This window comes from Pseudomonas sp. R37(2017) (genome assembly GCF_002113375.1).
In the GTDB taxonomy this organism is placed as follows: Bacteria; Pseudomonadota; Gammaproteobacteria; order Pseudomonadales; family Pseudomonadaceae; genus Aquipseudomonas.
In genome coordinates, this window is sequence record NZ_NEHO01000028.1 from 1 (window position 1) to 22,492 (window position 22,492).

Here is a 22,492-nt window from a genome sequence, read left to right on the forward strand (position 1 = left end):
ACTCAGTACCCGAATTTCTTGACGACCATAGAGCGTTGGAACCACCTGATCCCATCCCGAACTCAGAAGTGAAACGATGCATCGCCGATGGTAGTGTGGGGTTTCCCCATGTGAGAGTAGGTCATCGTCAAGATTGAATTCCAAAACCCCTATCTGCGCACGCAGGTAGGGGTTTTGTTTTTGGCCGCAGAAAAACTCAAGCAGCAATACCGGACAGGTCCACGCTGTCACAGTCTCCCGACAATGCTAAGGTTCGCCCTTGGCCTTTGTACTTTCCAAGGAAGCCTTTATGCCGGACGCGACGTCCCTCAGTGCTGGTTTTATGGTGGTTCACGGCAACCGTCTGGACGAGTTGCGCAGCCTGGTGGTCAGCTGGATGCGGCGTTATCCGCTGGCTCCTCTGGAGAATGAAATTGCGTTGGTGCAAAGCAATGGCATTGCCCAATGGCTGAAGCTGGCACTGGCGGAAGATTCTGAAGAAGACGACATGGGCGGTTGCGGCATCGCCGCGGCCATCGATGTGCAGTTGCCCGGCAGCTTCATGTGGCAGCTCTATCGCATGGTCCTTGGTCGAGACGAAATCCCGGTCAAGTCCCTGCTGGATAAAGCCCCGCTTACCTGGCGTCTGATGCGCCTGCTGCCGCAATTGATCAACCAGCCGCACTTCGAGCCGCTGCAGCGTTTCCTGACCCATGACAGCGATCTGCGCAAGCGCTATCAATTGGCCGAGCGCCTGGCGGACTTGTTCGACCAGTACCAGGTGTACCGAGCTGACTGGCTTGAAGACTGGGCCGAAGGTCGCCATCAAACAAGAAACGTCAGGGGCGAAGCCAAACCCCTGACTCCGGCCAATTGCTGGCAGGCAGAGTTGTGGCGCGCGCTCTTGCTGGATGTGGGAGAAGAAGGCATGGCGCAAAGCCGTGCCGGTGTCCATCAGCGATTTGTCGAGCGCATCAATACCCTCGAAGCAGCCCCCAAGGGATTACCCTCAAGAGTGATCGTTTTCGGGATTTCTTCCTTGCCTGCCCAGGCCCTGGAAGCACTGGCTGGACTGGCACGATTCAGCCAGGTCCTGCTGTGCGTACACAACCCGTGTCGTCACCATTGGGCAGACATCGTCGCCGATAAAGACCTGTTGCGGCATCAATACAAACGTCAGGCGCGCAAAAGCGGCATGCCGGTCGTGATCGATCCGCAAACCCTGCACCAGCATGCTCACCCGCTGTTGGCCGCTTGGGGCAAGCAGGGCCGGGACTATATCAACCTGCTCGACAGTTATGACGATCCCAACAGCTATCGCTCGGCATTCCGCGACGGTCGCATCGACCTGTTCAGCGAAGGTCAGCCGTTGAATATGCTCAACCAGTTACAGGATGACATCCTCGAACTGCGTCCCCTCAACGAGACTCGGGAACGTTGGCCGGCTATCGATTTGCAGAAGGACGAATCGATCCGTTTTCACATTGCCCATAGCCCCCAGCGAGAGGTCGAGATCCTCCACGATCAACTGCTCGCGCGCTTCAGCGCCGAACCGCAATTGCGGCCGCGCGATATCATCGTGATGGTCCCGGACATCGACAGCTACGCCCCGCATATTCGTGCCGTGTTTGGTCAGCTCGATCGCCAGGATCCGCGCTTCATTCCCTTTACCCTGGCTGATCAGGGCCAGCGTGGTCGCGATCCACTGCTGATTGCGGTCGAGCACCTGCTCAGGCTGCCTGACAGTCGATTCCCTGTGAGTGAAATTCTCGACCTGCTGGACGTCCCTGCACTGCGAGCCCGCTTTGGTGTCGAGGAGCGTGACCTGCCGACGCTGCACCGCTGGATCGAAGGTGCCGGTATTCGCTGGGGCATGAATGCCGAGCAACGTGCCGGGCTCGGGCTTCCACATGAGCTTGAGCAAAACAGCTGGCGTTTCGGCTTGCGACGGATGTTGCTCGGTTATGCCGTTGGCAGCGCCGACGCATACGAAGGTATCGAGCCCTACGACGAAATCGGTGGTCTGGACGCTGCGCTCATTGGTCCGCTGGTCGCGTTGCTGGACGCGCTGGAAGTGGCTCACCAAGAACTCTCTCAGGCGGCATCGCCTGGGCAATGGGGCCTGCGCTTGCAGGCTTTGGTGCAGTTGTTCTTCCTTGCCGATAACGAACACGATGACTACTTGCTGGCCCAGCTCGAAGAGCTGCGCGAGACCTGGCTCGAGACCTGCGAATCCGTTGGGTTGCAGGATGAGTTGCCGCTGACCGTTGTCCGTGAAGCCTGGCTCGCAGGTCTGGATCAAGGCCGTTTGTCCCAACGTTTCCTGGCCGGTGCGGTCAACTTCTGCACCTTGATGCCCATGCGCGCTATCCCCTTCAAACTGGTCTGCCTGCTGGGCATGAATGACGGCGATTATCCGCGTGCGCAGCCGCCGCTGGATTTCGATCTGATGGGCAGCGATTACCGTCCGGGAGACCGTTCCCGGCGTGAAGATGACCGCTACCTGCTGCTGGAAGCCTTGTTATCGGCACGGGACCAGCTCTACATCAGTTGGGTGGGCCGCAGCATCCGCGATAACAGCGAGAGACCGGCTTCGGTGCTGATCGGCCAGTTACGCGACCATTTGGCCAGCGGTTGGCGATTGTCGCAAAGCGATAACGACCTGCTTGAAGCCATGACCCGGGAACACCCGTTGCAACCCTTCAGTGCCCGCTACTTTCACGAAGGCGATGAGTCCTTCAGCTACGCCACCGAATGGCAAGTCCTGCATCAGGCGGCAGAACAACAGGCAAGCGCCGAAGTGCTCGAGGCTCACGTTCAGGACGAACCACTGAGTCTCGGTCAACTGCAGGATTTCCTGCGCAATCCGGTGCGGCATTTTTTCAGCCAGCGACTGAAGGTTTTCTTCGAGGCGGCTGAAGTACCGTTGGCCGATGAAGAGCCTTTTGTCCTGGATGCATTACAGCGCTATAGCCTCAGCGACCGATTGCTCGAAGCGGCGCTGGCGGAGCCGGGAAATTCCGCACAGGCACTGGAGGATCAGGCGAAACGTTTGCAGAACAGCGGGCTGCTGCCCATGGCCGGATTCGGTGAATGCCTGCAACGTGAATTGATCGAGCCATTGCCTGATTTGTTGCAGCGTCACCAACAGCTCCTGGCTTTGTGGCCAACTCCGCTCAGCAGCGCCTTGCCCGTGAGTCTTGAACTGCAAGGCTTGTACATTGAAGGCTGGCTCAGCGGCCTGCATCAGCGCGCCGATGGTGGATTGCTGTCTGTCACCACGATCCCCAACAGCATCGGCTCGATCAAGTCGCGCAAATGGCATCGACTGACACGTCCTTGGCTCACCCATCTGGTGGCTTGTGCCAGTGGCATGGCGTTGACCACCGCACTGGTGGCCAGCGACGACAGTCTGTTGCTCGGACCGATGGACACGTCCACAGCGCAGAAAATTCTTGGCGACCTGTTGATGGCCTGGCAGTCGGGTATGCGCCAGCCACTGCCGGTCGCCGTCAAGACAGCCTTCGCGTGGCTGGGACAAACCGACCCGGTCAAGGCCGAGGCCGCTGCGCGCAAGGCCTATGAAGGTGATGGGCAGACATCAGACGGAGAGCGTCGCGAAAGCCCGGCACTGGCTCGTCAATTTGCCGATTACGATGCCTTGACTGCCGATGAGACGTTCCCCGATTGGTGTGATGCGCTCTATCGCCCGCTTCTTGAGGCGCCCTGGCGTTCATTGTCCAGCGAGGAGTCGCGTTGATGAGCACGAAGACACCACTGGCCCTGGCATTCCCGCTGCACGGCAGCCAGTTGATCGAAGCGAGCGCCGGGACCGGCAAGACCTTCACCATTTCTGCTTTGTACCTGCGTCTGGTGCTTGGCAATGGCGGGGAGGACAGTGGCTTCGGACGTGAGCTGTTGCCGCCGCAAATCCTCGTCGTGACCTTCACCGATGCCGCCACCAAAGAGTTGCGCGAACGCATTCGCACGCGGCTCGCCGAGGCCGCACGATATTTCCGTGATGAAACACCGGCCCCCGACAGCCTGATCGCCGAGTTGCGTGACCAGTATTTGCCAGAGCAATGGCCGGGGTGTGCAAACCGCCTGGATATCGCCGCCCAGTGGATGGACGAGGCGGCGGTGTCGACCATCCACAGTTGGTGCCAGCGCATGTTGCGCGAGCACGCATTCGACAGCGGCAGCCTGTTTACCCAGACCCTGGAAACCGACCACAGCGAGTTGCTGGGGGAGGTCTTGCGTGATTACTGGCGGCTGTTCTGCTACCCGATGCAAGGTGACGCCTTGAATTGGGTGCGTAGCAATTGGGGTGGGCCGGCGGCGCTGTTGCCGCGAATTCGTGCACTGTTTTCCAGCGAGCGGGATGCGCTTGAAGGGAAAGAACCCGCCGAGGTGATTTCGCAATGCTTGCAAGAGCGACGGGCTGCCCTGATCGAACTCAAGAAGCCCTGGCTGCAGTGGGCGGACGAGTTGCTTGGCATTTGTCATCAGGGCGTTGCCAGCAAGAGTGTCGACGGCCGCAAGATGCAGGCTCGCTATTTCGAGCCCTGGTTCGAAAAGATCAAAGTCTGGGCCGAAGACGAATCCCTTGAGCAACTGGATATCGGCACCGGTTTCACGCGGCTGACCCCGGATGGCATGGCCGAAGCCTGGAAGGGCGAAGCGCCTCGACATCCGGGGCTCGATGCGATGGCCGGCCTCAAGGCTTGTCTCGATGGGTTGCCGACGCCTGATGCGGCCGTACTGCAACATGCTGCCCGCTGGGTCGGGGCTCGGTTCGAGGAAGAGAAGCGCCGTCGTGCGGAAATGGGCTTCGACGACATGTTGCTGCGCCTTGATGCGGCCTTGCAGTCCGATGGCGGCGAGCGACTGGCCACCCTGATTCGTGAACAGTTTCCGGTCGCCTTGATCGATGAATTCCAGGACACCGACCCGGTGCAGTACCGGATCTTCGAGAGCATCTACCGGATCGAACAGAACAGCCCCGATTGCGGCCTGTTCCTGATCGGCGACCCGAAGCAAGCGATCTACGCTTTTCGCGGCGCGGACATCCATACCTACCTGCGCGCCCGTCAGGCCACCGCCGGCCGGCTGCACACCCTGGGCACCAACTTCCGTTCAAGCCACGGCATGGTCAACGCGGTGAACCATGTGTTCGAGCGTGCCGAAACCCGGGAGTCCGGACGTGGCGCCTTCCTCTTTCGGGAGAAGGATGGCGACAACCCGGTTCCGTTCACGCCGGTTGCCTCACAGGGCCGCAAAGAAGTCTTGCGCATCAGTGATCAGGCCGTCCCGGCCTTGAACATCTGGCACTTGTCGGCCGAGCAACCGTTGTCCGGCGCGGTGTACCGGCAACAACTGGCAGCGGCCTGTGCCAGTGAAATCACGGCATTGCTCAATGGCGGCCAGCAGGGGCAAGCCGGGTTCGCCCAGGACGGCAAAGCCTTCAGGGGCCTGCTACCGGCGGACATCGCCATCCTGGTGCGTGATGGCAAGGAAGCGCAGGCGGTTCGTGCGCAATTGGCCGCCCGTGGCGTGCGCAGCGTTTACCTGTCAGACAAGGACTCGGTGTTCGCCGCGCAAGAGGCGCATGACGTACTGACCTGGCTCAAGGCCTGCGCCGAGCCGGATGTCGAGCGTCCGCTGCGGGCCGCGTTGGCCAGCATCACGTTGAACCTTTCGTTGATGGAGCTGGAGCGGCTGAATCAGGACGAATTGGCCTGGGAGTCCCGGGTCATGCAGTTCCGTGGCTATCGCGAAGTCTGGCGCAAGCAGGGCGTACTACCGATGCTGCGGCGCTTGCTGCACGACTTCCGCCTGCCCCAGGCGCTGATCGCCCGCAGTGACGGCGAGCGCGTTTTGACCAACCTCCTGCACCTTTTTGAGCTGCTGCAGCAAGCCGCCGCGGAACTCGATGGCGAGCAAGCGCTGATCCGGCACTTGTCCGAGCATCTGGCGTTGTCCGGGCAGGCTGGCGAAGAGCAGATCCTGCGCCTGGAAAGTGACGAGCAATTGGTCAAGGTCGTGACCATCCACAAATCCAAAGGTCTTGAATACCCATTGGTGTTCCTGCCGTTCATCTGTTCGGCGAAACCGGTGGATGGCAGCCGCCTGCCGTTGCACTACCACGATGAATCGGGCCATGCCCAGGTCACGTTGAAGCCGACGGCAGAGTTGATTGCCCTCGCCGACGACGAGCGTCTGGCCGAGGATCTGCGCTTGCTCTATGTCGCCCTGACTCGGGCGCAACATGCCTGCTGGCTGGGGGTGGCTGATCTCAAGCGTGGCAACAACAATGGCTCGGTGCTGCATCTGTCGGCATTGGGTTACTTGTTGGGCGGTGGCGCTCCATTGGCTGATTCATCGGCGCTGCAGCTTTGGTTGCGGGACCTGCAACAGGACTGCCCGGCACTGGCGTATGCGCAGATGCCTGAAGCGACAACGGAGCATTACCAACCGCCGCAAAACGATGCGGCGCTTCTGGTTCCGCTGATCCCGAAGCGCAAGGCCAGCGAAAACTGGTGGATCGCGTCCTATAGCGCGTTGCGTATTGGCGACACCCTGAGTGTCGGCACGGACGAGGCGCCGGAGAGTCCGCAGGCGCAAAAACTGTTCGATGACGAACGCCTCGACCCGCAGGCGCCCAGGGAAGTGGTTGCCGGTGGCGGTGATATCCATCGCTTCCCGCGCGGCCCCAACCCCGGCACTTTCCTTCATGGTTTGCTCGAATGGGCGGGAGACGAGGCCTTCGTTGCGACGCCGCAAGTCGTGACGGATGCGATTGCCCGTCGGTGCAATCGTCGAGGCTGGGAGGGCTGGATCACTACCTTGAGTGACTGGCTGCAGCATCTGCTCACGATGCCGTTGCATCTCGGTGCCGGTCAGGCGCCGGTGATATTCGCCCAGTTGACGCAGTACCAGGTCGAGATGGAGTTCTGGTTCGCCAGCCACAAGGTCGATGTGCTCAAGCTCGATGCGCTGGTGTGCCAATACACCCATAACGGCGTGGCCCGGGTGGCCGCGGAACCCGTGTTGCTCAACGGCATGTTCAAGGGCTTCATCGACCTGACGTTCGAACATGACGGCCGCTATTACGTTGCCGACTACAAGTCCAACTGGCTCGGCGCCGATGATGCGGCCTATACCGCGCAGGCCATGGAGCAGGCGATTCTCGACAACCGTTATGACCTGCAATACGTGTTGTACCTGTTGGCCCTGCACCGCCAGCTCAAGGCACGACTCGCCGATTACGACTACGACCGGCATGTCGGCGGTGCGTTGTACCTGTTTTTGCGGGGCACGCGAGCGGCCAGCCAGGGGGTGTTTTTCGCCCGCCCACCAAGGGAGCTGATCGAACGCCTGGACCGATTGTTCCAGGGCAAGCCAGAACCCAAGGCCGAACCCGCCTGGGAACAGGGAGTACTGTTATGAGTCGCACATTCGCCGATTTGTTGCCCACATCGCTGGCCGCCGAAAGCCTGAGCGATCTGGCCCCGTTGAGTCGTGCCGACGACTTGCTGTTGTTGCTCACGCGCTGGGTCGAGCGCGGCTGGTTGCGCGCGCTGGACAAAGCCTTCGTCGCGTTCCTGCATGAGCTGGCTCCAGAGGATGATCCGCTGGTGTTGCTGGCAGCCGCGTTGACCAGCCACCAGTTGGGCCACGGGCATGTCTGCCTTGATCTGTTCGAGACGCTGAAAGAACCGGACTTCGCTCTGTCGTTGCCACCCGAAGGTGACGTGCAGGGCGGTGCAATGCTGTTGCCATCGCAATTGCTCGGATCGCTGGACGGCGCTCATTGGTGCAAGGTGCTGGCCGCCAGCAACCTGGTTGCACTGGCCGCTGACAGTCGGGACAACGTCCGCGATCGGCCTTTGGTGTTATCGGGAAAACGCCTGTACTTGCGCCGCTATTGGGCCTACGAGCGACGGATCGACCACTCATTGCGCGAGCGTCTGACGGAGCAAGAGTCCACACCGAACGACTTGTTCGAGCGCCTCACCGGTTTGTTTGGTCCTGCCCGCCCCGGTGAAGTGATCGACTGGCAGAAGCTCGCCTGTGCCCTGGCGAGCCGCAGTGCCTTCAGCATCGTCACGGGGGGGCCGGGAACCGGCAAGACCACCACCGTCGTGCGTCTGCTGGCGTTGCTCCAGGCGCCAGCGGTCGAGGCCGGCATGCCCCTGCGCATTCGTCTCGCTGCGCCTACCGGCAAGGCCGCGGCGCGCTTGACAGAGTCCATCAGCCAGCAAGTCCGCACCTTGAAGGTCAGCGAAGACATACGCGAGAAGATCCCGTCCGACGTCACCACCGTTCACCGCCTGCTCGGCAGTCGGCCCGGGACTCGTCATTTCCGCCACCACGCGGGCAATCGCCTGCCGCTGGATGTGCTGGTGGTGGACGAAGCCTCGATGATCGACCTGGAAATGATGGCCAATCTGCTCGACGCTTTGCCCGCCCATGCGCGCCTCGTGCTGTTGGGTGACAAGGATCAATTGGCTTCGGTAGAAGCCGGTGCGGTATTGGGGGATCTGTGTCGCGACGCGGAGGCTGGCTGGTACAGCCCGCAGACACGCCAGTGGCTGGAAGTCGTCAGTGGCGAAAACCTGCAGGCCAGTGGGTTACAGGAGGACACGCAGGGTACTCATCCATTGGCCCAGCAGGTGGTGATGCTGCGCCATTCCCGGCGATTCGGTGAAGGCAGTGGCATTGGTCAACTGGCTCGTTGGGTCAACCAGCAGCAACCCGAAGAAGCACGCAAGTTGTTGTCTGCGCGAAGCCATGACGATGTGCATTGCTTGCCCCTCAAGGGCGAGCAGGATCGTGCCCTGGAACGCCTGCTTCTCGATGGCCATGGTGAGGGCCCGCAAGGTTATCGACATTACCTGAGCGTGCTGCGCAATCAGCGGCCGTCCCTGGACAGCGCGCTGGACGATTCGCGCTGGACGGATTGGGCTCGAGAAGTATTGCAGGCTTTCGACGCGTTCCAGTTGCTGTGTGCCGTGCGCAAAGGGCCTTGGGGTGTGGAGGGCTTGAACCTGCGAGTGACGGAGGCATTGCTGAGGGCACGCCTGATCGACAGCGACCAGCAGTGGTACGAAGGTCGCCCTGTCCTGATGACCCGCAACGATTACGGGCTGGGTTTGATGAACGGCGATATCGGCATTGCCCTCAAGCTTCCAGAGCAAGAAGGGCTTGAGACTGGAAAGCAGGTGCTGCGAGTGGCGTTCCCACGTAATGATGGCCAGGGTGGCGTGCGATTTGTCCTGCCGAGCCGTCTGAATGACGTCGAAACCGTTTACGCCATGACCGTGCATAAATCCCAGGGTTCGGAGTTTGCGCATACCGCGTTGATTCTTCCTGATGCCTTGAACCCGGTCCTCACCAAGGAACTGATCTACACCGGCATTACCCGGGCCAAGGACTGGTTCACCTTGATCGAGTCGCGTGCGGGCGTGTTTGAAGAGGCGGTGAAACGCCGGGTCAAGCGCTTGAGCGGGTTGATGCTGGACCTTGGTACCGACTAATCGGCAAACAACATCTCCCGGCTGTCGCCCATCAGCAGACCCTGGTTCTGCTCGGTGACCTGGCGGATGTAATCCCACAACAGGGTGATCCGCTTGAGCTTCCTCAGGTCTTCGCGGCAGTACATCCAGAACTGTCGAGTGATATTGATTTCCTGCGGCAGCACCGGCAGCAGGCGCGGGTCCTGGGTGGCGAGGAAGCACGGCAGGATCGCCAGTGAGCGTCCTTGCTGCGCGGCCACATATTGGGCGATTACGCTGGTGCTGCGCAGGTTGGCGCTGGCGCCGGGCAGTACGTTGGCCAGGTACAGTAGCTCCGAGCTGAACGCCAGGTCGTCGACGTAACTGATGAATGAATGCCTGGCCAGATCGGCGGGTTTGTGAATCGGCGGATGGTTGTCCAGGTATTCCTGGGTCGCATACAGCTGCAATCGGTAGTCACACAGTTTGCAGCAGACGTACGGGCCATGCTCCGGGCGTTCCAGGGCTATGACGATATCGGCTTCGCGCTTGGACAGGCTGATGAAGTGCGGCAGCGGCAGGATGTCTACCGAGATCGCCGGGTAGGTGTCGATGAAGTGGCTCAGCTGCGGCGTGATGAAAAAGCTGCCGAAGCCTTCGGTGCAGCCCATGCGCACATGACCGGACAACGCCACGCCGGACCCGGAAACCTGCTCGCACGCCATGTGCAGGGTGCTTTCGATCGACTCCGCATACCCCATCAACCGCTGGCCTTCCGCGGTCAGGACAAAGCCGTTGGTCCGGGACTTTTCGAACAGCAATGTGCCCAACGCCGTCTCCAGGGAACTGATGCGCCGCGACACCGTGGTGTAGTCCACCGCCAGGCGCTTGGCTGCGGTGCTGGCTTTGCGGGTGCGGGCGACTTCCAGGAAAAACTTGAGGTCATCCCAGTTCAACGAGCCGAGGGAGGTGATGTTTTTTTGCATGTTGGACCGGTTTTTATGTGCGTTCTTATCAGAAGTTTGCACATCTATACTCCAAAAACAGTCCGACAACCAATTCGCGACACGCAGCTCATCTCAGGGCGACGATCTCACCCTGACTCCCAAGATAAAAACAAAGATCTGGAGACCCCCCATGAACGCACTCACTCCCAACGAAACCACCGTGCAGAAGGTCAAGCTGTTGATCGACGGCGAGTGGGTCGAATCCAAGTCCACCGAATGGCACGACATCATCAACCCGGCGACCCAGCAAGTGCTGGCCAAGGTGCCGTTTGCCACCGCCGAGGAAGTCGATGCCGCCATCAGTGCCGCGCATCGTGCGTTCCAGACCTGGAAACTGACACCTATCGGTGCGCGCATGCGCATCATGCTCAAGTTGCAGGCGTTGATTCGCGAGCACTCCAAGCGCATCGCCGCGGTCCTGAGCGCCGAGCAGGGCAAGACCATAGCCGACGCCGAGGGCGACATTTTCCGTGGCCTGGAAGTGGTCGAGCACGCTTGCTCCATCGGCAGCCTGCAAATGGGCGAGTTCGCTGAAAACGTTGCCGGTGGCGTCGACACCTACACCCTGCGCCAGCCGATCGGCGTGTGCGCGGGCATTACCCCGTTCAACTTCCCGGCGATGATTCCGCTGTGGATGTTCCCGATGGCCATCGCCTGTGGCAACACCTTCGTGCTCAAGCCATCCGAACAGGACCCGATGTCGACCATGTTGCTGGTGGAACTGGCCATCGAGGCCGGGATCCCGGCCGGCGTGCTCAACGTTGTGCACGGCGGCAAGGACGTGGTGGACGGCCTCTGCACCCACAAGGACATCAAGGCGGTTTCCTTCGTCGGCTCGACCGCGGTCGGTACGCATGTCTATGACCTGGCCGGCAAACACGGCAAGCGTGTGCAATCGATGATGGGCGCGAAGAACCACGCCGTAGTACTGCCGGACGCCAATCGCGAACAAGCGCTGAATGCGCTGGTGGGCGCTGGTTTCGGTGCCGCCGGTCAACGTTGCATGGCCACCTCGGTGGTGGTGCTGGTGGGCGCGGCCAAGCAATGGCTGCCTGACCTCAAGGCGCTGGCACAGAAGCTCAAGGTCAATGCCGGCAGCGAGCCTGGCACTGACGTCGGTCCGGTGATCTCGAAAAAGGCCAAGGCGCGGATTCTCGATCTGATCGAAAGCGGCATCAAGGAAGGCGCGAAACTGGAGCTGGACGGTCGCGATATCTCGGTGCCCGGTTACGAGAAGGGCAACTTTGTCGGCCCGACCCTGTTCTCCGGCGTGACCACCGACATGCAGATCTACACCCAGGAAATCTTCGGTCCGGTGCTGGTGGTGCTGGAAGTGAACACCCTCGACGAGGCCATCGCCCTGGTCAACGCCAACCCGTTCGGCAACGGCACGGGCCTGTTCACCCAGAGCGGTGCGGCGGCGCGCAAGTTCCAGAATGAAATCGACGTCGGCCAGGTCGGCATCAACATCCCGATTCCAGTGCCGGTCCCGTTCTTCAGCTTCACCGGTTCACGCGGTTCCAAGCTCGGCGACCTCGGCCCGTATGGCAAGCAAGTGGTGCAGTTCTACACTCAGACCAAGACCGTCACCAGCCGTTGGTTCGATGACGACAGCGTCAACGACGGTGTGAACACCACCATCAACCTGCGTTGAGGAGCCGGACATGAAAATCGCTTTTATCGGTCTGGGCAACATGGGCGCGCCAATGGCGCGCAACCTGATCAAGGCCGGCCATGCACTGCGCCTGGTTGACCTGAACAAAACCGTGCTGGCGGAGCTCGAGCAATTGGGCGGCAGCATCAGCGCATCGGCCCGTGAGGCGGCAGAGGGCGCCGAACTGGTCATCACCATGCTGCCTGCCGCTGTGCATGTGCGCAGTGTGTGGCTGGGCGAGGATGGCGTGCTCGCCGGTATCGGCAAAGGCGTACCGGCCGTGGATTGCAGCACCATCGATCCGCAGACCGCGCGGGACGTGGCCGCCGCCGCTGCCAAACAGGGCGTGGCCATGGCCGATGCGCCGGTCTCTGGCGGCACCGGTGGTGCCGCCGCCGGGACGCTGACCTTCATGGTCGGCGCCACCGCCGAGCTGTTCGCCACCCTGCAACCGGTACTGGCGCAAATGGGCCGCAACATCGTCCATTGTGGTGAGGTCGGCACCGGGCAAATCGCTAAAATCTGCAACAACCTGCTGTTGGGGATTTCCATGGTCGGCGTCAGCGAAGCCATGGCGCTGGGCGATGCCCTGGGCATCGACACCAAGGTGCTGGCGGGCATCATCAACAGCTCCACCGGGCGTTGCTGGAGTTCGGAGGTATACAACCCGTGGCCGGGCATCGTTGAAACGGCCCCGGCGTCCCGTGGATACACCGGCGGCTTCGGTGCCGAACTGATGCTCAAGGATCTGGGGCTGGCCACTGAAGCGGCGCGTCAGGCGCACCAGCCGGTGGTACTCGGCGCGGTGGCCCAGCAGTTGTATCAGGCGATGAGTTTGCGTGGAGAGGGTGGCAACGACTTCTCGGCGATCATCAACAGTTATCGCAAGCCGTTGTAGGAGCGAGCAGATGTTTACCGGGAGATCACGTCGGGTGATCCCCCGGTTTTTTTGCATCAGGCAAACACGAAGTATTTGCGCACGGTTTCCACCACTTCCCAGGTGCCTTTCATCCCGGGCTCGATGACGAAAATGTCGCCGGCACGCAGGTGGATCGGCGCCATGCCTTCCGGGGTGATGATGCAGTAGCCTTCCTGGAAATGGCAGTACTCCCACTTCACGTATTCCACGTACCACTTGCCCGGCGTGCAGATCCAGGTGCCCATGATCTTGCTGCCGTCTTCGCTGGTGTAGGCGTTGAGGTTGACTGTATGTGGATCGCCTTCGAGTTTTTCCCATTTGCAGGCGTCGAGCACAGGCAACGGGTGGGTGTCGCGAAGAACGGTAATCGGTGCGGTCATGATGACTCCAGGCAGTGGGCTCAAGAACTGAAGTCGCACCCTATAGCGCCTGTCCATCGATCAGTTGTCTGTAGTCGACATCGAACTGTCCAGAAACGCGCCCTTGTTTATTCTTCCGGTTTTGCCAACGCTTGCAGCAACGCCTTGGCATAACCGGGCAACGCGGTAAAGTCGCGGGCGCAGATCAACAGTCTGCGCCGTGCCCAGGGCTCTTGCAGGCTGAGGCAGCTGAAAGACAGCTCGTTGGAGCACCTGTCGACCGCCGCCAAGGGCACAATCGCCAGGCCCGCTCCTCGGGCGACCATGCGCATCACCCCATCGAAACCGTCGGCGCGGATGCGGATCTGCATGCGCAGGCCGGCGTGCAGTGCCTGTTCTTCCAGGTACACCGCCAAGGCGCTGTTGGCATTCAAGCCGACGTAGTCGTGATGCAGGGTGTCGGTGAAACTCACCGAGGTTGCCTGGGCCAGGGGATGTTCGTGGGGCATGATCAGCACCAATGGATCATCGCGGAACGGCAGGGTCTGCAAGTCATCGGTGTCCACCGCGTCGGAAACGATGCCCAGGTCCGCGGCGCCTTGGCGCAAGGCATGGGTGATGCGGGTGCTGGGCAGTTCCTGCAGGTCGATGTCGAGGTTGGGCTGGCTGCACAGGAAGTCTGCGAGCAACTCCGGCAGGTACTCGGTGATCGCCGTGGTATTGCACAGCAGCCGCACCTGACCTTTGACGCCTTTGGCGTACTCGGCCAGTTCCTGTTGCAGGCGATCGGCCTGTTGCAGCAGAACCCGGGCGTGGCGGGCCAGGGCATTGCCGGCCGGCGTAGGACTGACCCCGCGACGATTGCGCTGAAGAAACTCGACGCCCAGCGACGCCTCCATGGCGCGAATTCGTGCGCTGGCCGCCGCGAGGGACAAATGACTGCGTGCGGCACCGGCGGTGATGTTGCCGGTTTCGAGGATGTTCAGGTAGAGGCGCAGGTCGGTCAGGTCGAAGTGCATTGCGGCAACCTCTGGATGCGTGTTGTCTGGGAGGACGCCATCGCGAGCAGGCTCGCTCCCACAGTGAACCGCGTAACCTGTGGGAGCGAGCCTGCTCGCGAAGAGGTCCGTCGCTGCAGCGAAGTACTCAGCCTCTGTCAAAGCAAGAGGCAGCCTCAGTATATGGCAGATTTTCAATCAACCTGCGCGGGCTCACCATGGCCCCATGAACACACTCTCGGCGTTTTACCAGAATCTCGGATTGGCCTTGTCGCTGTTGGTGATCGGCACCTTTGTGCTGGCCGGCATGATCAAGGGCGTGATCGGTCTCGGCCTGCCAACGGTCGCCATGGGCTTGCTCGGTCTGGCTATGGCGCCGTCGCAGGCTGCGGCACTGTTGATCATTCCGGCAACACTCACCAACGTCTGGCAATTGGCATTCGGTGGGCATCTGCCCGGGCTGGTCAAACGACTGTGGCCGATGCTGCTGGCGATTTTTCTCGGCACCGGGGCGGGCACGCTGTGGATCGGCATGAGCGGTGGCCATTGGGTGGTGCGGGGGCTGGGGGCGGCCTTGTTGCTGTACTCGCTGAGCGGCTTGTTCTTGCCGACGGCGCGCGTGGGGCGGCGCAGCGAACGCTGGCTGGGCCCCCTGTGTGGTCTGCTGACCGGCGTCATCACGTCGGCCACTGGCGTGTTCGTGATTCCGGCGGTGCCGTACCTGCAAGCGCTGGGCTTGAGCAAGGACGAGCTGGTGCAGGCACTGGGCCTGTCGTTCACCGTTTCGACCCTGGCCCTGGCCGGTGGCTTGTTTTGGCGTGGCGCTCTTGGCGGAGGTGAATTGAGCGCGTCGCTGCTGGCGCTGATCCCGGCCATGCTCGGCATGTGGCTGGGGCAATCACTGCGCCAGCGGATCAGCGCCCTGTGGTTCAAGCGCGTGTTTTTCGTTGGCCTGGGTTTGCTCGGCGGCCACTTGTTGATCAGCGGCTAGCGGACGACGGGCTGATCATCTCGATGGCGCGGATCTCGAAGTCGCGCTCCAGGTATTCATCGCGCTGCTCGAGGAACCGCTTCATGTGCGGCAGGTTCGAGTGCACGTCGAGGTGGGCCTGGGATTGCCATATCTCATAGAAAATGAACAGGGTCGGGTCCTGTTTGTCGCGCAACATGTGGTACTCGATGCAGCCAGGCTCGCCGCGGCTCGCTTCCACGTAGCCGCTGAAAAACGCTTCGAAGGCGTCGGATTTTTCCGGACGGGTCTTGGCGTGCAGGATGAAACCCTGGATTTCACTCATCTACTTCTCTCCTCAAATCAGAACTGGCGCCAGTCTATGGCAACAATCGCCTGTTGAATCGTGCTTGTAGGTCAAATGAGTTTTGCCGAACCGAGGCTTATTCCGCGCGAGGCCGGTCGGTACTCTGCCGCCATTGAATTCCCGACCCTTCCCGAGATCTCCCATGAAAAAAGTCCTGTTGCTCAATGGCGGCAAAAAATTTGCGCACTCCGACGGCCGCTACAACACCACCCTGCATGAAGCCGCGTTGAGCGTGCTGGATCGTGGTGGCATGGATGTCAAAACCACCTTCATCGACTCGGGCTACGATATTGCCGAAGAAGTGGCCAAGTTCCTCTGGGCCGACGTGATCATCTACCAGATGCCCGGTTGGTGGATGGGCGCGCCGTGGACCGTGAAGAAGTACATCGACGAAGTCTTCACCGAAGGCCATGGCAGCCTCTATGCCAGCGACGGTCGCACTCGCTCCGACGCCTCGCAGAAGTACGGCAGCGGCGGCCTGATCCACGGCAAGCAGTACATGTTGTCGCTGACCTGGAACGCCCCGCAGCAAGCCTTCGACGACCCCACCGATTTCTTCGAAGCCAAAGGCGTGGACGCGGTGTACTTCCCGTTCCACAAGGCCAACCAGTTCCTTGGCATGACCAGGCTGCCGACGTTCCTCTGCGTAGACGTGATGAAGCGCCCGAACATCGAAAGCGATGTGGCACGCTATGAGCAGCATTTGACCGAGGTGTTTGGCCTCAAGGCATGACGCTCGGCTACTATCCGATGCAACGGCCGGGCAGATCGCAGCGCCGATTCGCAAACGAGGACACACGTGAAAGCCAGATCCGATGAATTGCAGGTTTTCGTCTGCGTGATTGAATGCGGATCGATTTCTGCGGCGGCCGAGCAGGTCGGGCAAACGCCTTCGGCGGTCAGTCGTACGCTGTCGCGGCTGGAGGCCAAGCTCGACACCACCTTGATCAATCGCACCACGCGGCGCATGGACCTGACCGAAGAGGGCAAGTATTTCTTCGAGCACGCCAAGCGGATTCTCGATCAGATGGACGAACTCGAAGAGCGCCTGTCATCACGTCAGCAAACGCCGTCCGGGCGTTTGCGTATCAACGCGGCATCGCCTTTCATGCTGCACGCCATCGTGCCCTACATCGATGAGTTCCGCAGGCTTTACCCCGACATCCAGCTCGAACTCAACAGCAATGATCTGATCATCGACCTGTTGGAGCAGAGCACCGACATCGCCATCCGCATCGGCACCCTGACCGACTCGACGCTGCATGCCCGCTCCCTGGGCAGCAGCCCGCTGCACATCGTCGCCAGCCCGGCGTACCTGGAAAAACACGGCACGCCGCAAGTCGTGGCTGACCTGGTCGACCATACGCTGCTGGGGTTCACCCAGAACGAAGGCCTCAACCAATGGCCGCTGCGTTATGTACATGGCGATCGCTGGCCGATCCAGGCGTCGATCGGCGCCTCCAGCGGCGAGACCATCCGCCATCTGGCACTGGACGGCCAGGGCATTGCCTGCCTGTCGCACTTCATGACCATCGAAGACATTCGTGCCGGACGCTTGAAAGTGTTGCTGGGCGAATTCAACAGCGGCTATCGCCAGCCGATCAACGCGGTGTACTACCGCAACTCGCAACTGGCCCTGCGGATTCAATGCTTCCTGGACTTTATCCAGGGCAAGTTGGCGGGTTATGCAAGCACAGTTTTCAAAGGCTGATTCGTGATTTCTACGCAAAAGTGAATTGGGTCAGAAGGCATTTTTCGGCAATGATCGCTCCTTGATACTCCTTGCATCACTTATCCACGCAGGGAGTTTCTCCATGAACGTATTCGTTACCGGCGCTGCCGGTTTTATCGGCGGTTCCATCGCCACGGGCCTTGTCCAGGCCGGTCACAACGTCACCGGTCTGGTGCGCAGCGCCGAGCAAGCGAATGAACTGCGCGCACTGGGCATCACCCCGGTGATCGGCACGCTCGACGACCCCGCCCTGTTGGCCGATCAGGCACTGGCTGCGGACGCTGTGATCAACGCTGCCAGCAGCGATCATCGAGGCGCGGTGGAGGCCTTGCTCGATGCCTTGCGCGGTTCTGGCAAAGTGTTCCTGCACACCAGCGGCTCAAGCATCGTCGGCGATGCCTCGGGCGGCAAATCCAGTGATGTCATCTACTTCGAAGACAACCTGCCGGAACCGACCGTCGACAAGGCGGCGCGCGTGGCCATTGATAACCTGATCCTGGCGGCGGCCATGGATGGGGTGAATTCGGCGGTGATCTGCAACACCTTGATCTATGGCCACAGCCTGGGCGTCCATCGCGACAGCGTGCAGCTGCCGCGCCTGCTCAAGCAGGCGCGCAAAAGCGGCGTGGTGCGCCATGTCGGCACGGGCCGGAACATCTGGTCCAACGTGCACATCGAGGATGTGGTCGCTCTGTACCTGCTGGCGCTGACCGAAAACGTACCCGGCACCTTCTACTTCGTTGAAAGCGGTGAAGCGTCGTTCATCGACATGACCACCGCCATGGCCCAGGCGCTGAACCTGGGCGAACCGCAAGACTGGCCGCTCAAGGATGCGGAAGCCGAGTGGGGCTATGAAATGGCCAACTATGGCCTGGGCTCCAACAGCCGGGTTCGCGGCAAGCACGCGCGGGAACTGTTGGGCTGGGTACCGAAGCGGACTTCGGTGGTGGAGTGGATTCGCGACGAGATGGTGTGAGTTCGCTGTAGACCGAGTCGTGTCCATCGCGAGCAGGCTCGCTCCCACATTTGATCTGCGTTCAACAGGACGACGCAAATCCCCTGTGGGAGCGAGCCTGCTCGCGAAGCTTTTCCTGACAGACCATTAACTGGCCGGTCGGCCTTCGATTCCGTAACATCCGCACACTCTTTCTCGTCTCTCCCTGTGTGCGGTTCCCCATGAAAGCAAAACGTCTACGCGCCGATGTCCTGGCCGGACTTACCACGTCCTTCGCCCTGTTGCCCGAATGCATCGCTTTCGCGCTGGTGGCCCATCTCAATCCACTGATGGGGCTCTACGGCGCATTCATCATCTGCACCCTGACCGCGCTGTTCGGCGGGCGACCGGGCATGGTGTCCGGCGCGGCCGGCTCGATGGCCGTGGTGATCGTTGCGCTGGTGGTGCAACACGGCGTGCAGTACCTGCTGGCCACGGTGTTGCTGGGCGGGCTGATAATGATGGCGTTCGGGCTGCTCAAGCTCGGCAAGCTGGTGCGCATGGTGCCGCACCCGGTGATGCTCGGCTTCGTCAACGGCCTGGCGATCATCATTGCCCTGGCGCAACTGGAGCACTTCAAGAACGGTGAGGCGTGGTTGAGCGGTACGCCGCTGTACATGATGCTTGGCCTGGTCGCGGTGACCATGGCCATTGTCTACGTACTGCCGCGCCTGACCCGCACAGTGCCGCCAGCGCTGGTGGCGATTCTCGGCGTGGGCCTGGCGGTGTATCTGCTCGGCCTGCCGACTCGCACCCTGGGCGACATGGCGCATATTGCCGGTGGTTTGCCGACGCTGGCGCTGCCGGACATTCCATGGAATCCGGAGACCCTGCGGATCATCGCACCCTACGCGATCCTGATGGCGCTGGTGGGGTTGCTGGAAACCCTGTTGACGCTGAACCTCACCGATGAAATCACCGAGAGCCGTGGTTACCCGGATCGCGAGTGCGTGGCGCTGGGGGCGGCGAATATAGTGTCCGGTGCGTTCGGCGGCATGGGCGGTTGCGCCATGATCGGCCAGACCGTGATCAACCTCAGTTCCGGCGGACGCGGGCGCTTGTCCGGTGTGGTGGCCGGAGTGTCGATCCTCCTGTTCATCCTGTTCCTGTCGCCGCTGATCGAGCGCATTCCGCTGGCGGCGCTGGTCGGGGTGATGTTCGTGGTGTCGCAACAGACCTTCGCCTGGGCCTCGTTGCGGGTGCTGAACAAGGTGCCGATGAACGACGTACTGGTGATCATCGCGGTCACCGTCATTACCGTGTTCACCGACCTGGCCACCGCAGTGCTCTGCGGGATCATCATCGCAGCGCTGAACTTTGCCTGGCAGCAGGCCCGGCAGCTATACGCCGACAGTCATCTGGAGAACGACGGCAGCAAGCTGTACCGGGTGCATGGCACGCTGTTCTTCGCCTCGACCACGCCCTTTCTCAATCAGTTCGATCCGGCCAATGACCCGGCGCAAGTGACCCTGGACTGCCAGCACCTGAGTGTTGTCGACTACTCGGCCATCGCCGCGCTGGGTACCTTGCGCGAGCGTTACACCAGGGCCGGCAAGCACCTGCGGGTGCTGAATTTGTCCGAACGCTGCAAGACATTGCTCAAGCGCGCGCGGATGCGGCACGACTGAAATCAATGGCCGGCGCGATGAAAATCCGCCGGCCTGATTTTCATTATTTGCGACAACTCATGTCTCTGGGCGACACGCCTTACCTCTGTACGAAAATTACTTTCACCTCGTTTGAAAATCGCGCTTCGAAATGTTTTAAGAGTTTCACAAATATTTCGACGTGACCCTCTCGAGGAGTACCGCATGACCCTGTCCTTCGGCTATTGGCTGCTGGTGTATGCCGCCATCGCCATCATTGCTCTGATCGTTCTGATCGCCCGTTACCGGATCAACCCGTTCATTGTCATCACCCTGATTTCCATCGGCCTGGCGCTGGTGGCGGGGATGCCGCCGTCGGGTGTGGTGGGGGCGTACGAGGCGGGTGTCGGCAAGACCCTGGGGCACATCGCCCTGGTGGTGGCGCTGGGCACCATGCTTGGCAAGATGATGGCCGAGTCCGGTGGGGCCGAGCAGGTGGCACGGACCTTGATCGACCGCTTTGGCGAAAAGAACGCGCATTGGGCGATGGTGTGCATCGCGTTCCTGGTCGGTCTGCCACTGTTCTTCGAAGTGGGTTTCGTCTTGCTGGTGCCTATTGCGTTCACCGTGGCGCGGCGCGTGGGCGTGTCGATCCTGATGGTCGGCCTGCCGATGGTCGCCGGGCTCTCGGTGGTGCATGCGCTGGTGCCGCCGCACCCGGCGGCAATGCTCGCGGTGCAGGTGTATCAGGCGTCGGTGGGACAGACCCTGCTCTACGCGATCGCGATCGGCATTCCGACAGCGATCATCGCCGGCCCCCTGTACGCCAAATTCATCGTGCCGCGCATTCAATTGCCGGCGGAAAACCCGCTGGAACGCCAGTTCCTGGAGCGAGAACCGCGCGACAGCCTGCCGGGTTTCGGCATCACCATGGCGACCATTCTGTTACCGGTGGTGCTGATGCTGATTGGCGGCTGGGCCAATCTTCTTTCCACGCCGGGCACAGGTTTCAACCAGTTCTTGCTGTTCATCGGTAACTCGGTGATTGCGTTGTTGCTGGCCACGTTGCTGAGCTTCTGGACGCTCGGCCTGGCCCAGGGCTTCAACCGCGAATCGATCCTCAAATTCACCAACGAATGCCTGGCGCCGACCGCCAGCATCACCCTGCTGGTCGGTGCCGGTGGTGGCCTGAACCGGATTCTGGTGGACGCCGGCGTCACCGACCAGATCGTCGGCCTGGCCCATGAATTTCATTTGTCGCCGCTGTTGATGGGCTGGCTGTTTGCCGCGCTGATGCGCATCGCCACCGGTTCTGCCACTGTGGCCATGACCACCGCTTCAGGTGTGGTCGCGCCGGTGGCCATTGGTCTGGGTTATCCCCATCCGGAATTGCTGGTGCTGGCGACGGGCGCCGGGTCGGTTATCTTTTCCCACGTGAACGACGGCGGTTTCTGGTTGATCAAGGAATACTTCAACATGACAGTGACCCAGACCTTCAAAACCTGGACCGTGCTCGAAACCTTGATCTCGGTCGTCGCCTTCGGCCTGACCGTTGGCCTTTCTTACCTGATTTAGCCGGAGCCACTTGCATGGACATCCTCTACCAGATCCGCGCCCGTCAGGACTCCTTCAGTGCCGGTGAAGGACGCATCGCCCGGCTGATGCTCGACGACGTAGGATTTGCTGCCTCCGCCAGCCTCGATGAACTGGCGTTGCGGGCGGAGGTCAGCAGCGCCACGCTGTCGCGGTTCGCCCGTACGGTCGGCTGCAAGGATCTGCGTGACCTGCGCTTGCAACTGGCCCAGGCCAGCGGCGTCGGCAGTCGGTTTCTCGACCCGGCGGGCACCCCCGAGCAGTCGGCGTTCTATGGGCAGATCGTGAGTGACGTCGAATCGACCTTGCGCCAGCACCTGGCGGCGTTCGACGAATCGCGATTCGTCGATGCGGTGAAACTGCTGGGCAAGGCGCGGATGATTCACGCGTTCGGCATGGGCGGCTGCTCGACCCTGTGCAGCGATGAACTGCAAGTACGCCTGGTGCGCCTCGGCTATCCGGTCGCGGTGTGCCACGATGCGGTGATGATGCGCGTCACCGCCGCCAGCCTCAGCGCTGAACAGGTGGTGATTGTCTGCTCGCTGACCGGGATCACCCCGGAGTTGATTGAAACGGTGGAGCTGGCGCGCAACTACGGCGCACGCATTCTGGCCATCACCCGTGCCGACTCGCCGCTGGCGCAACTGGCCGACATCGTCCTGCCCCTGCAAAGCGCCGAAACCTCGTTCATCTACAAACCCACGGCGGCGCGCTACGGCATGCTGCTGGCCATCGATGTGCTCGCTACCGAGCTGGCACTGGCCAATCCTGAAGACAATCAAGAACGTCTGCGGCGGATCAAACTCGCCCTCGACGAATACCGCGGCGGCGACGATCACTTGCCGCTGGGAGACTGAC

Annotated in this window: 16 protein-coding genes and 1 rRNA gene; 13 read left to right on the forward strand and 4 right to left on the reverse strand. The window is 61.3% G+C overall.

Annotation, left to right across the window (positions count from 1 at the left end; all coding sequences use genetic code 11):
- Nucleotides 1-17: 17 nt before the first annotated feature.
- From rrf to recD, 4 genes are all read left to right on the forward strand, one after another.
- Nucleotides 18-133 (forward strand): 5S ribosomal RNA (gene rrf / locus CAG47_RS26565).
- Nucleotides 134-289: 156 nt separating this feature from the next.
- Nucleotides 290-3,739 carry an exodeoxyribonuclease V subunit gamma gene (recC, locus tag CAG47_RS26570; protein ID WP_085729194.1) on the forward strand — a complete coding sequence of 1,150 codons (3,450 nt, stop codon included), beginning with the start codon at nt 290-292 and terminating at the stop codon, nt 3,737-3,739.
- Nucleotides 3,739-7,428: an exodeoxyribonuclease V subunit beta gene (gene recB / locus CAG47_RS26575; RefSeq protein WP_085729196.1), complete on the forward strand. Its 3,690-nt coding sequence runs from the start codon at nt 3,739-3,741 to the stop codon at nt 7,426-7,428. The genes recC and recB overlap by 1 nt, the downstream gene beginning before the upstream one ends.
- Entirely contained in the window at nt 7,425-9,518 is a 2,094-nt protein-coding gene (gene recD, locus CAG47_RS26580) for an exodeoxyribonuclease V subunit alpha (protein WP_085729198.1), read from the forward strand. Before recB ends, recD begins: the two co-directional genes overlap by 4 nt.
- Here recD and CAG47_RS26585 read toward each other — a convergent pair.
- The gene (locus tag CAG47_RS26585; protein WP_085729200.1) at nt 9,515-10,462 is read right to left on the reverse strand and encodes a LysR family transcriptional regulator; all 948 of its coding nucleotides are present in this window, start codon (nt 10,460-10,462) and stop codon (nt 9,515-9,517) included. The two genes, recD and CAG47_RS26585, sit on opposite strands and share 4 nt — an antisense overlap.
- Nucleotides 10,463-10,613: 151 nt before the next feature.
- Between CAG47_RS26585 and CAG47_RS26590 the strand changes: the two genes are divergently transcribed.
- Both CAG47_RS26590 and mmsB read left to right on the forward strand, forming a co-directional pair.
- Nucleotides 10,614-12,137: a CoA-acylating methylmalonate-semialdehyde dehydrogenase gene (locus tag CAG47_RS26590; protein WP_085729202.1), complete on the forward strand. Its 1,524-nt coding sequence runs from the start codon at nt 10,614-10,616 to the stop codon at nt 12,135-12,137.
- Between the two features lie 10 nt (nt 12,138-12,147).
- A complete protein-coding gene (mmsB, locus tag CAG47_RS26595; RefSeq protein ID WP_085729204.1) occupies nt 12,148-13,035 on the forward strand; it encodes a 3-hydroxyisobutyrate dehydrogenase in 888 nt (295 codons plus the stop codon).
- Nucleotides 13,036-13,091: 56 nt separating this feature from the next.
- On the opposite strand, the gene CAG47_RS26600 is transcribed toward mmsB, so the two are convergent.
- Entirely contained in the window at nt 13,092-13,436 is a 345-nt protein-coding gene (locus tag CAG47_RS26600) for a cupin domain-containing protein (RefSeq protein WP_007900627.1), read from the reverse strand.
- A 107-nt stretch (nt 13,437-13,543) separates the two neighbouring features.
- The gene (locus CAG47_RS26605; protein WP_085729206.1) at nt 13,544-14,434 is read right to left on the reverse strand and encodes a LysR family transcriptional regulator; all 891 of its coding nucleotides are present in this window, start codon (nt 14,432-14,434) and stop codon (nt 13,544-13,546) included.
- A gap of 205 nt (nt 14,435-14,639) precedes the next feature.
- Between CAG47_RS26605 and CAG47_RS26610 the strand changes: the two genes are divergently transcribed.
- The gene (locus tag CAG47_RS26610) at nt 14,640-15,404 is read left to right on the forward strand and encodes a sulfite exporter TauE/SafE family protein (protein WP_085729208.1); all 765 of its coding nucleotides are present in this window, start codon (nt 14,640-14,642) and stop codon (nt 15,402-15,404) included.
- Here CAG47_RS26610 and CAG47_RS26615 read toward each other — a convergent pair.
- On the reverse strand, nt 15,394-15,708 hold the full coding sequence (locus CAG47_RS26615) for a putative quinol monooxygenase (protein WP_085729210.1): 315 nt from the start codon (nt 15,706-15,708) through the stop codon (nt 15,394-15,396). The genes CAG47_RS26610 and CAG47_RS26615 overlap by 11 nt on opposite strands.
- Nucleotides 15,709-15,871: 163 nt before the next feature.
- On the opposite strand from CAG47_RS26615, the gene CAG47_RS26620 reads away from it, so the two are divergent.
- From CAG47_RS26620 to CAG47_RS26645, 6 genes are all read left to right on the forward strand, one after another.
- The gene (locus CAG47_RS26620; protein WP_085729212.1) at nt 15,872-16,462 is read left to right on the forward strand and encodes an NAD(P)H-dependent oxidoreductase; all 591 of its coding nucleotides are present in this window, start codon (nt 15,872-15,874) and stop codon (nt 16,460-16,462) included.
- A 66-nt stretch (nt 16,463-16,528) separates the two neighbouring features.
- Nucleotides 16,529-17,440 (forward strand): LysR family transcriptional regulator, encoded by a 912-nt coding sequence (locus CAG47_RS26625; RefSeq protein WP_085729214.1) that lies wholly within the window; start codon nt 16,529-16,531, stop codon nt 17,438-17,440.
- 103 nt (nt 17,441-17,543) lie between these two features.
- A complete protein-coding gene (locus tag CAG47_RS26630; protein WP_085729217.1) occupies nt 17,544-18,437 on the forward strand; it encodes an NAD-dependent epimerase/dehydratase family protein in 894 nt (297 codons plus the stop codon).
- Between the two features lie 200 nt (nt 18,438-18,637).
- Nucleotides 18,638-20,083: a SulP family inorganic anion transporter gene (locus tag CAG47_RS26635; protein ID WP_085729219.1), complete on the forward strand. Its 1,446-nt coding sequence runs from the start codon at nt 18,638-18,640 to the stop codon at nt 20,081-20,083.
- Nucleotides 20,084-20,266: 183 nt separating this feature from the next.
- Entirely contained in the window at nt 20,267-21,616 is a 1,350-nt protein-coding gene (locus CAG47_RS26640) for a gluconate:H+ symporter (RefSeq protein WP_085729222.1), read from the forward strand.
- A 14-nt stretch (nt 21,617-21,630) separates the two neighbouring features.
- A complete protein-coding gene (locus CAG47_RS26645) occupies nt 21,631-22,491 on the forward strand; it encodes a MurR/RpiR family transcriptional regulator (RefSeq protein WP_085729224.1) in 861 nt (286 codons plus the stop codon).
- Nucleotide 22,492 lies beyond the last annotated feature (1 nt).

Bases quoted from the DNA above. Each gene is read 5' to 3' on its own strand.
- recB (WP_085729196.1), top strand. From the start codon at position 3,739: ATGAGCACGAAGACACCACTGGCCCTGGCATTCCCGCTGCACGGCAGC.
- CAG47_RS26630 (WP_085729217.1), top strand. From the start codon at position 17,544: ATGAACGTATTCGTTACCGGCGCTGCCGGTTTTATCGGCGGTTCCATC.
- CAG47_RS26615 (WP_085729210.1), bottom strand. From the start codon at position 15,708: ATGAGTGAAATCCAGGGTTTCATCCTGCACGCCAAGACCCGTCCGGAA.
- recD (WP_085729198.1), top strand. From the start codon at position 7,425: ATGAGTCGCACATTCGCCGATTTGTTGCCCACATCGCTGGCCGCCGAA.
- CAG47_RS26635 (WP_085729219.1), top strand. From the start codon at position 18,638: ATGAAAGCAAAACGTCTACGCGCCGATGTCCTGGCCGGACTTACCACG.
- recC (WP_085729194.1), top strand. From the start codon at position 290: ATGCCGGACGCGACGTCCCTCAGTGCTGGTTTTATGGTGGTTCACGGC.
- CAG47_RS26600 (WP_007900627.1), bottom strand. From the start codon at position 13,436: ATGACCGCACCGATTACCGTTCTTCGCGACACCCACCCGTTGCCTGTG.
- CAG47_RS26640 (WP_085729222.1), top strand. From the start codon at position 20,267: ATGACCCTGTCCTTCGGCTATTGGCTGCTGGTGTATGCCGCCATCGCC.
- CAG47_RS26645 (WP_085729224.1), top strand. From the start codon at position 21,631: ATGGACATCCTCTACCAGATCCGCGCCCGTCAGGACTCCTTCAGTGCC.
- CAG47_RS26620 (WP_085729212.1), top strand. From the start codon at position 15,872: ATGAAAAAAGTCCTGTTGCTCAATGGCGGCAAAAAATTTGCGCACTCC.
- CAG47_RS26605 (WP_085729206.1), bottom strand. From the start codon at position 14,434: ATGCACTTCGACCTGACCGACCTGCGCCTCTACCTGAACATCCTCGAA.
- CAG47_RS26590 (WP_085729202.1), top strand. From the start codon at position 10,614: ATGAACGCACTCACTCCCAACGAAACCACCGTGCAGAAGGTCAAGCTG.
- CAG47_RS26610 (WP_085729208.1), top strand. From the start codon at position 14,640: ATGAACACACTCTCGGCGTTTTACCAGAATCTCGGATTGGCCTTGTCG.
- CAG47_RS26585 (WP_085729200.1), bottom strand. From the start codon at position 10,462: ATGCAAAAAAACATCACCTCCCTCGGCTCGTTGAACTGGGATGACCTC.
- mmsB (WP_085729204.1), top strand. From the start codon at position 12,148: ATGAAAATCGCTTTTATCGGTCTGGGCAACATGGGCGCGCCAATGGCG.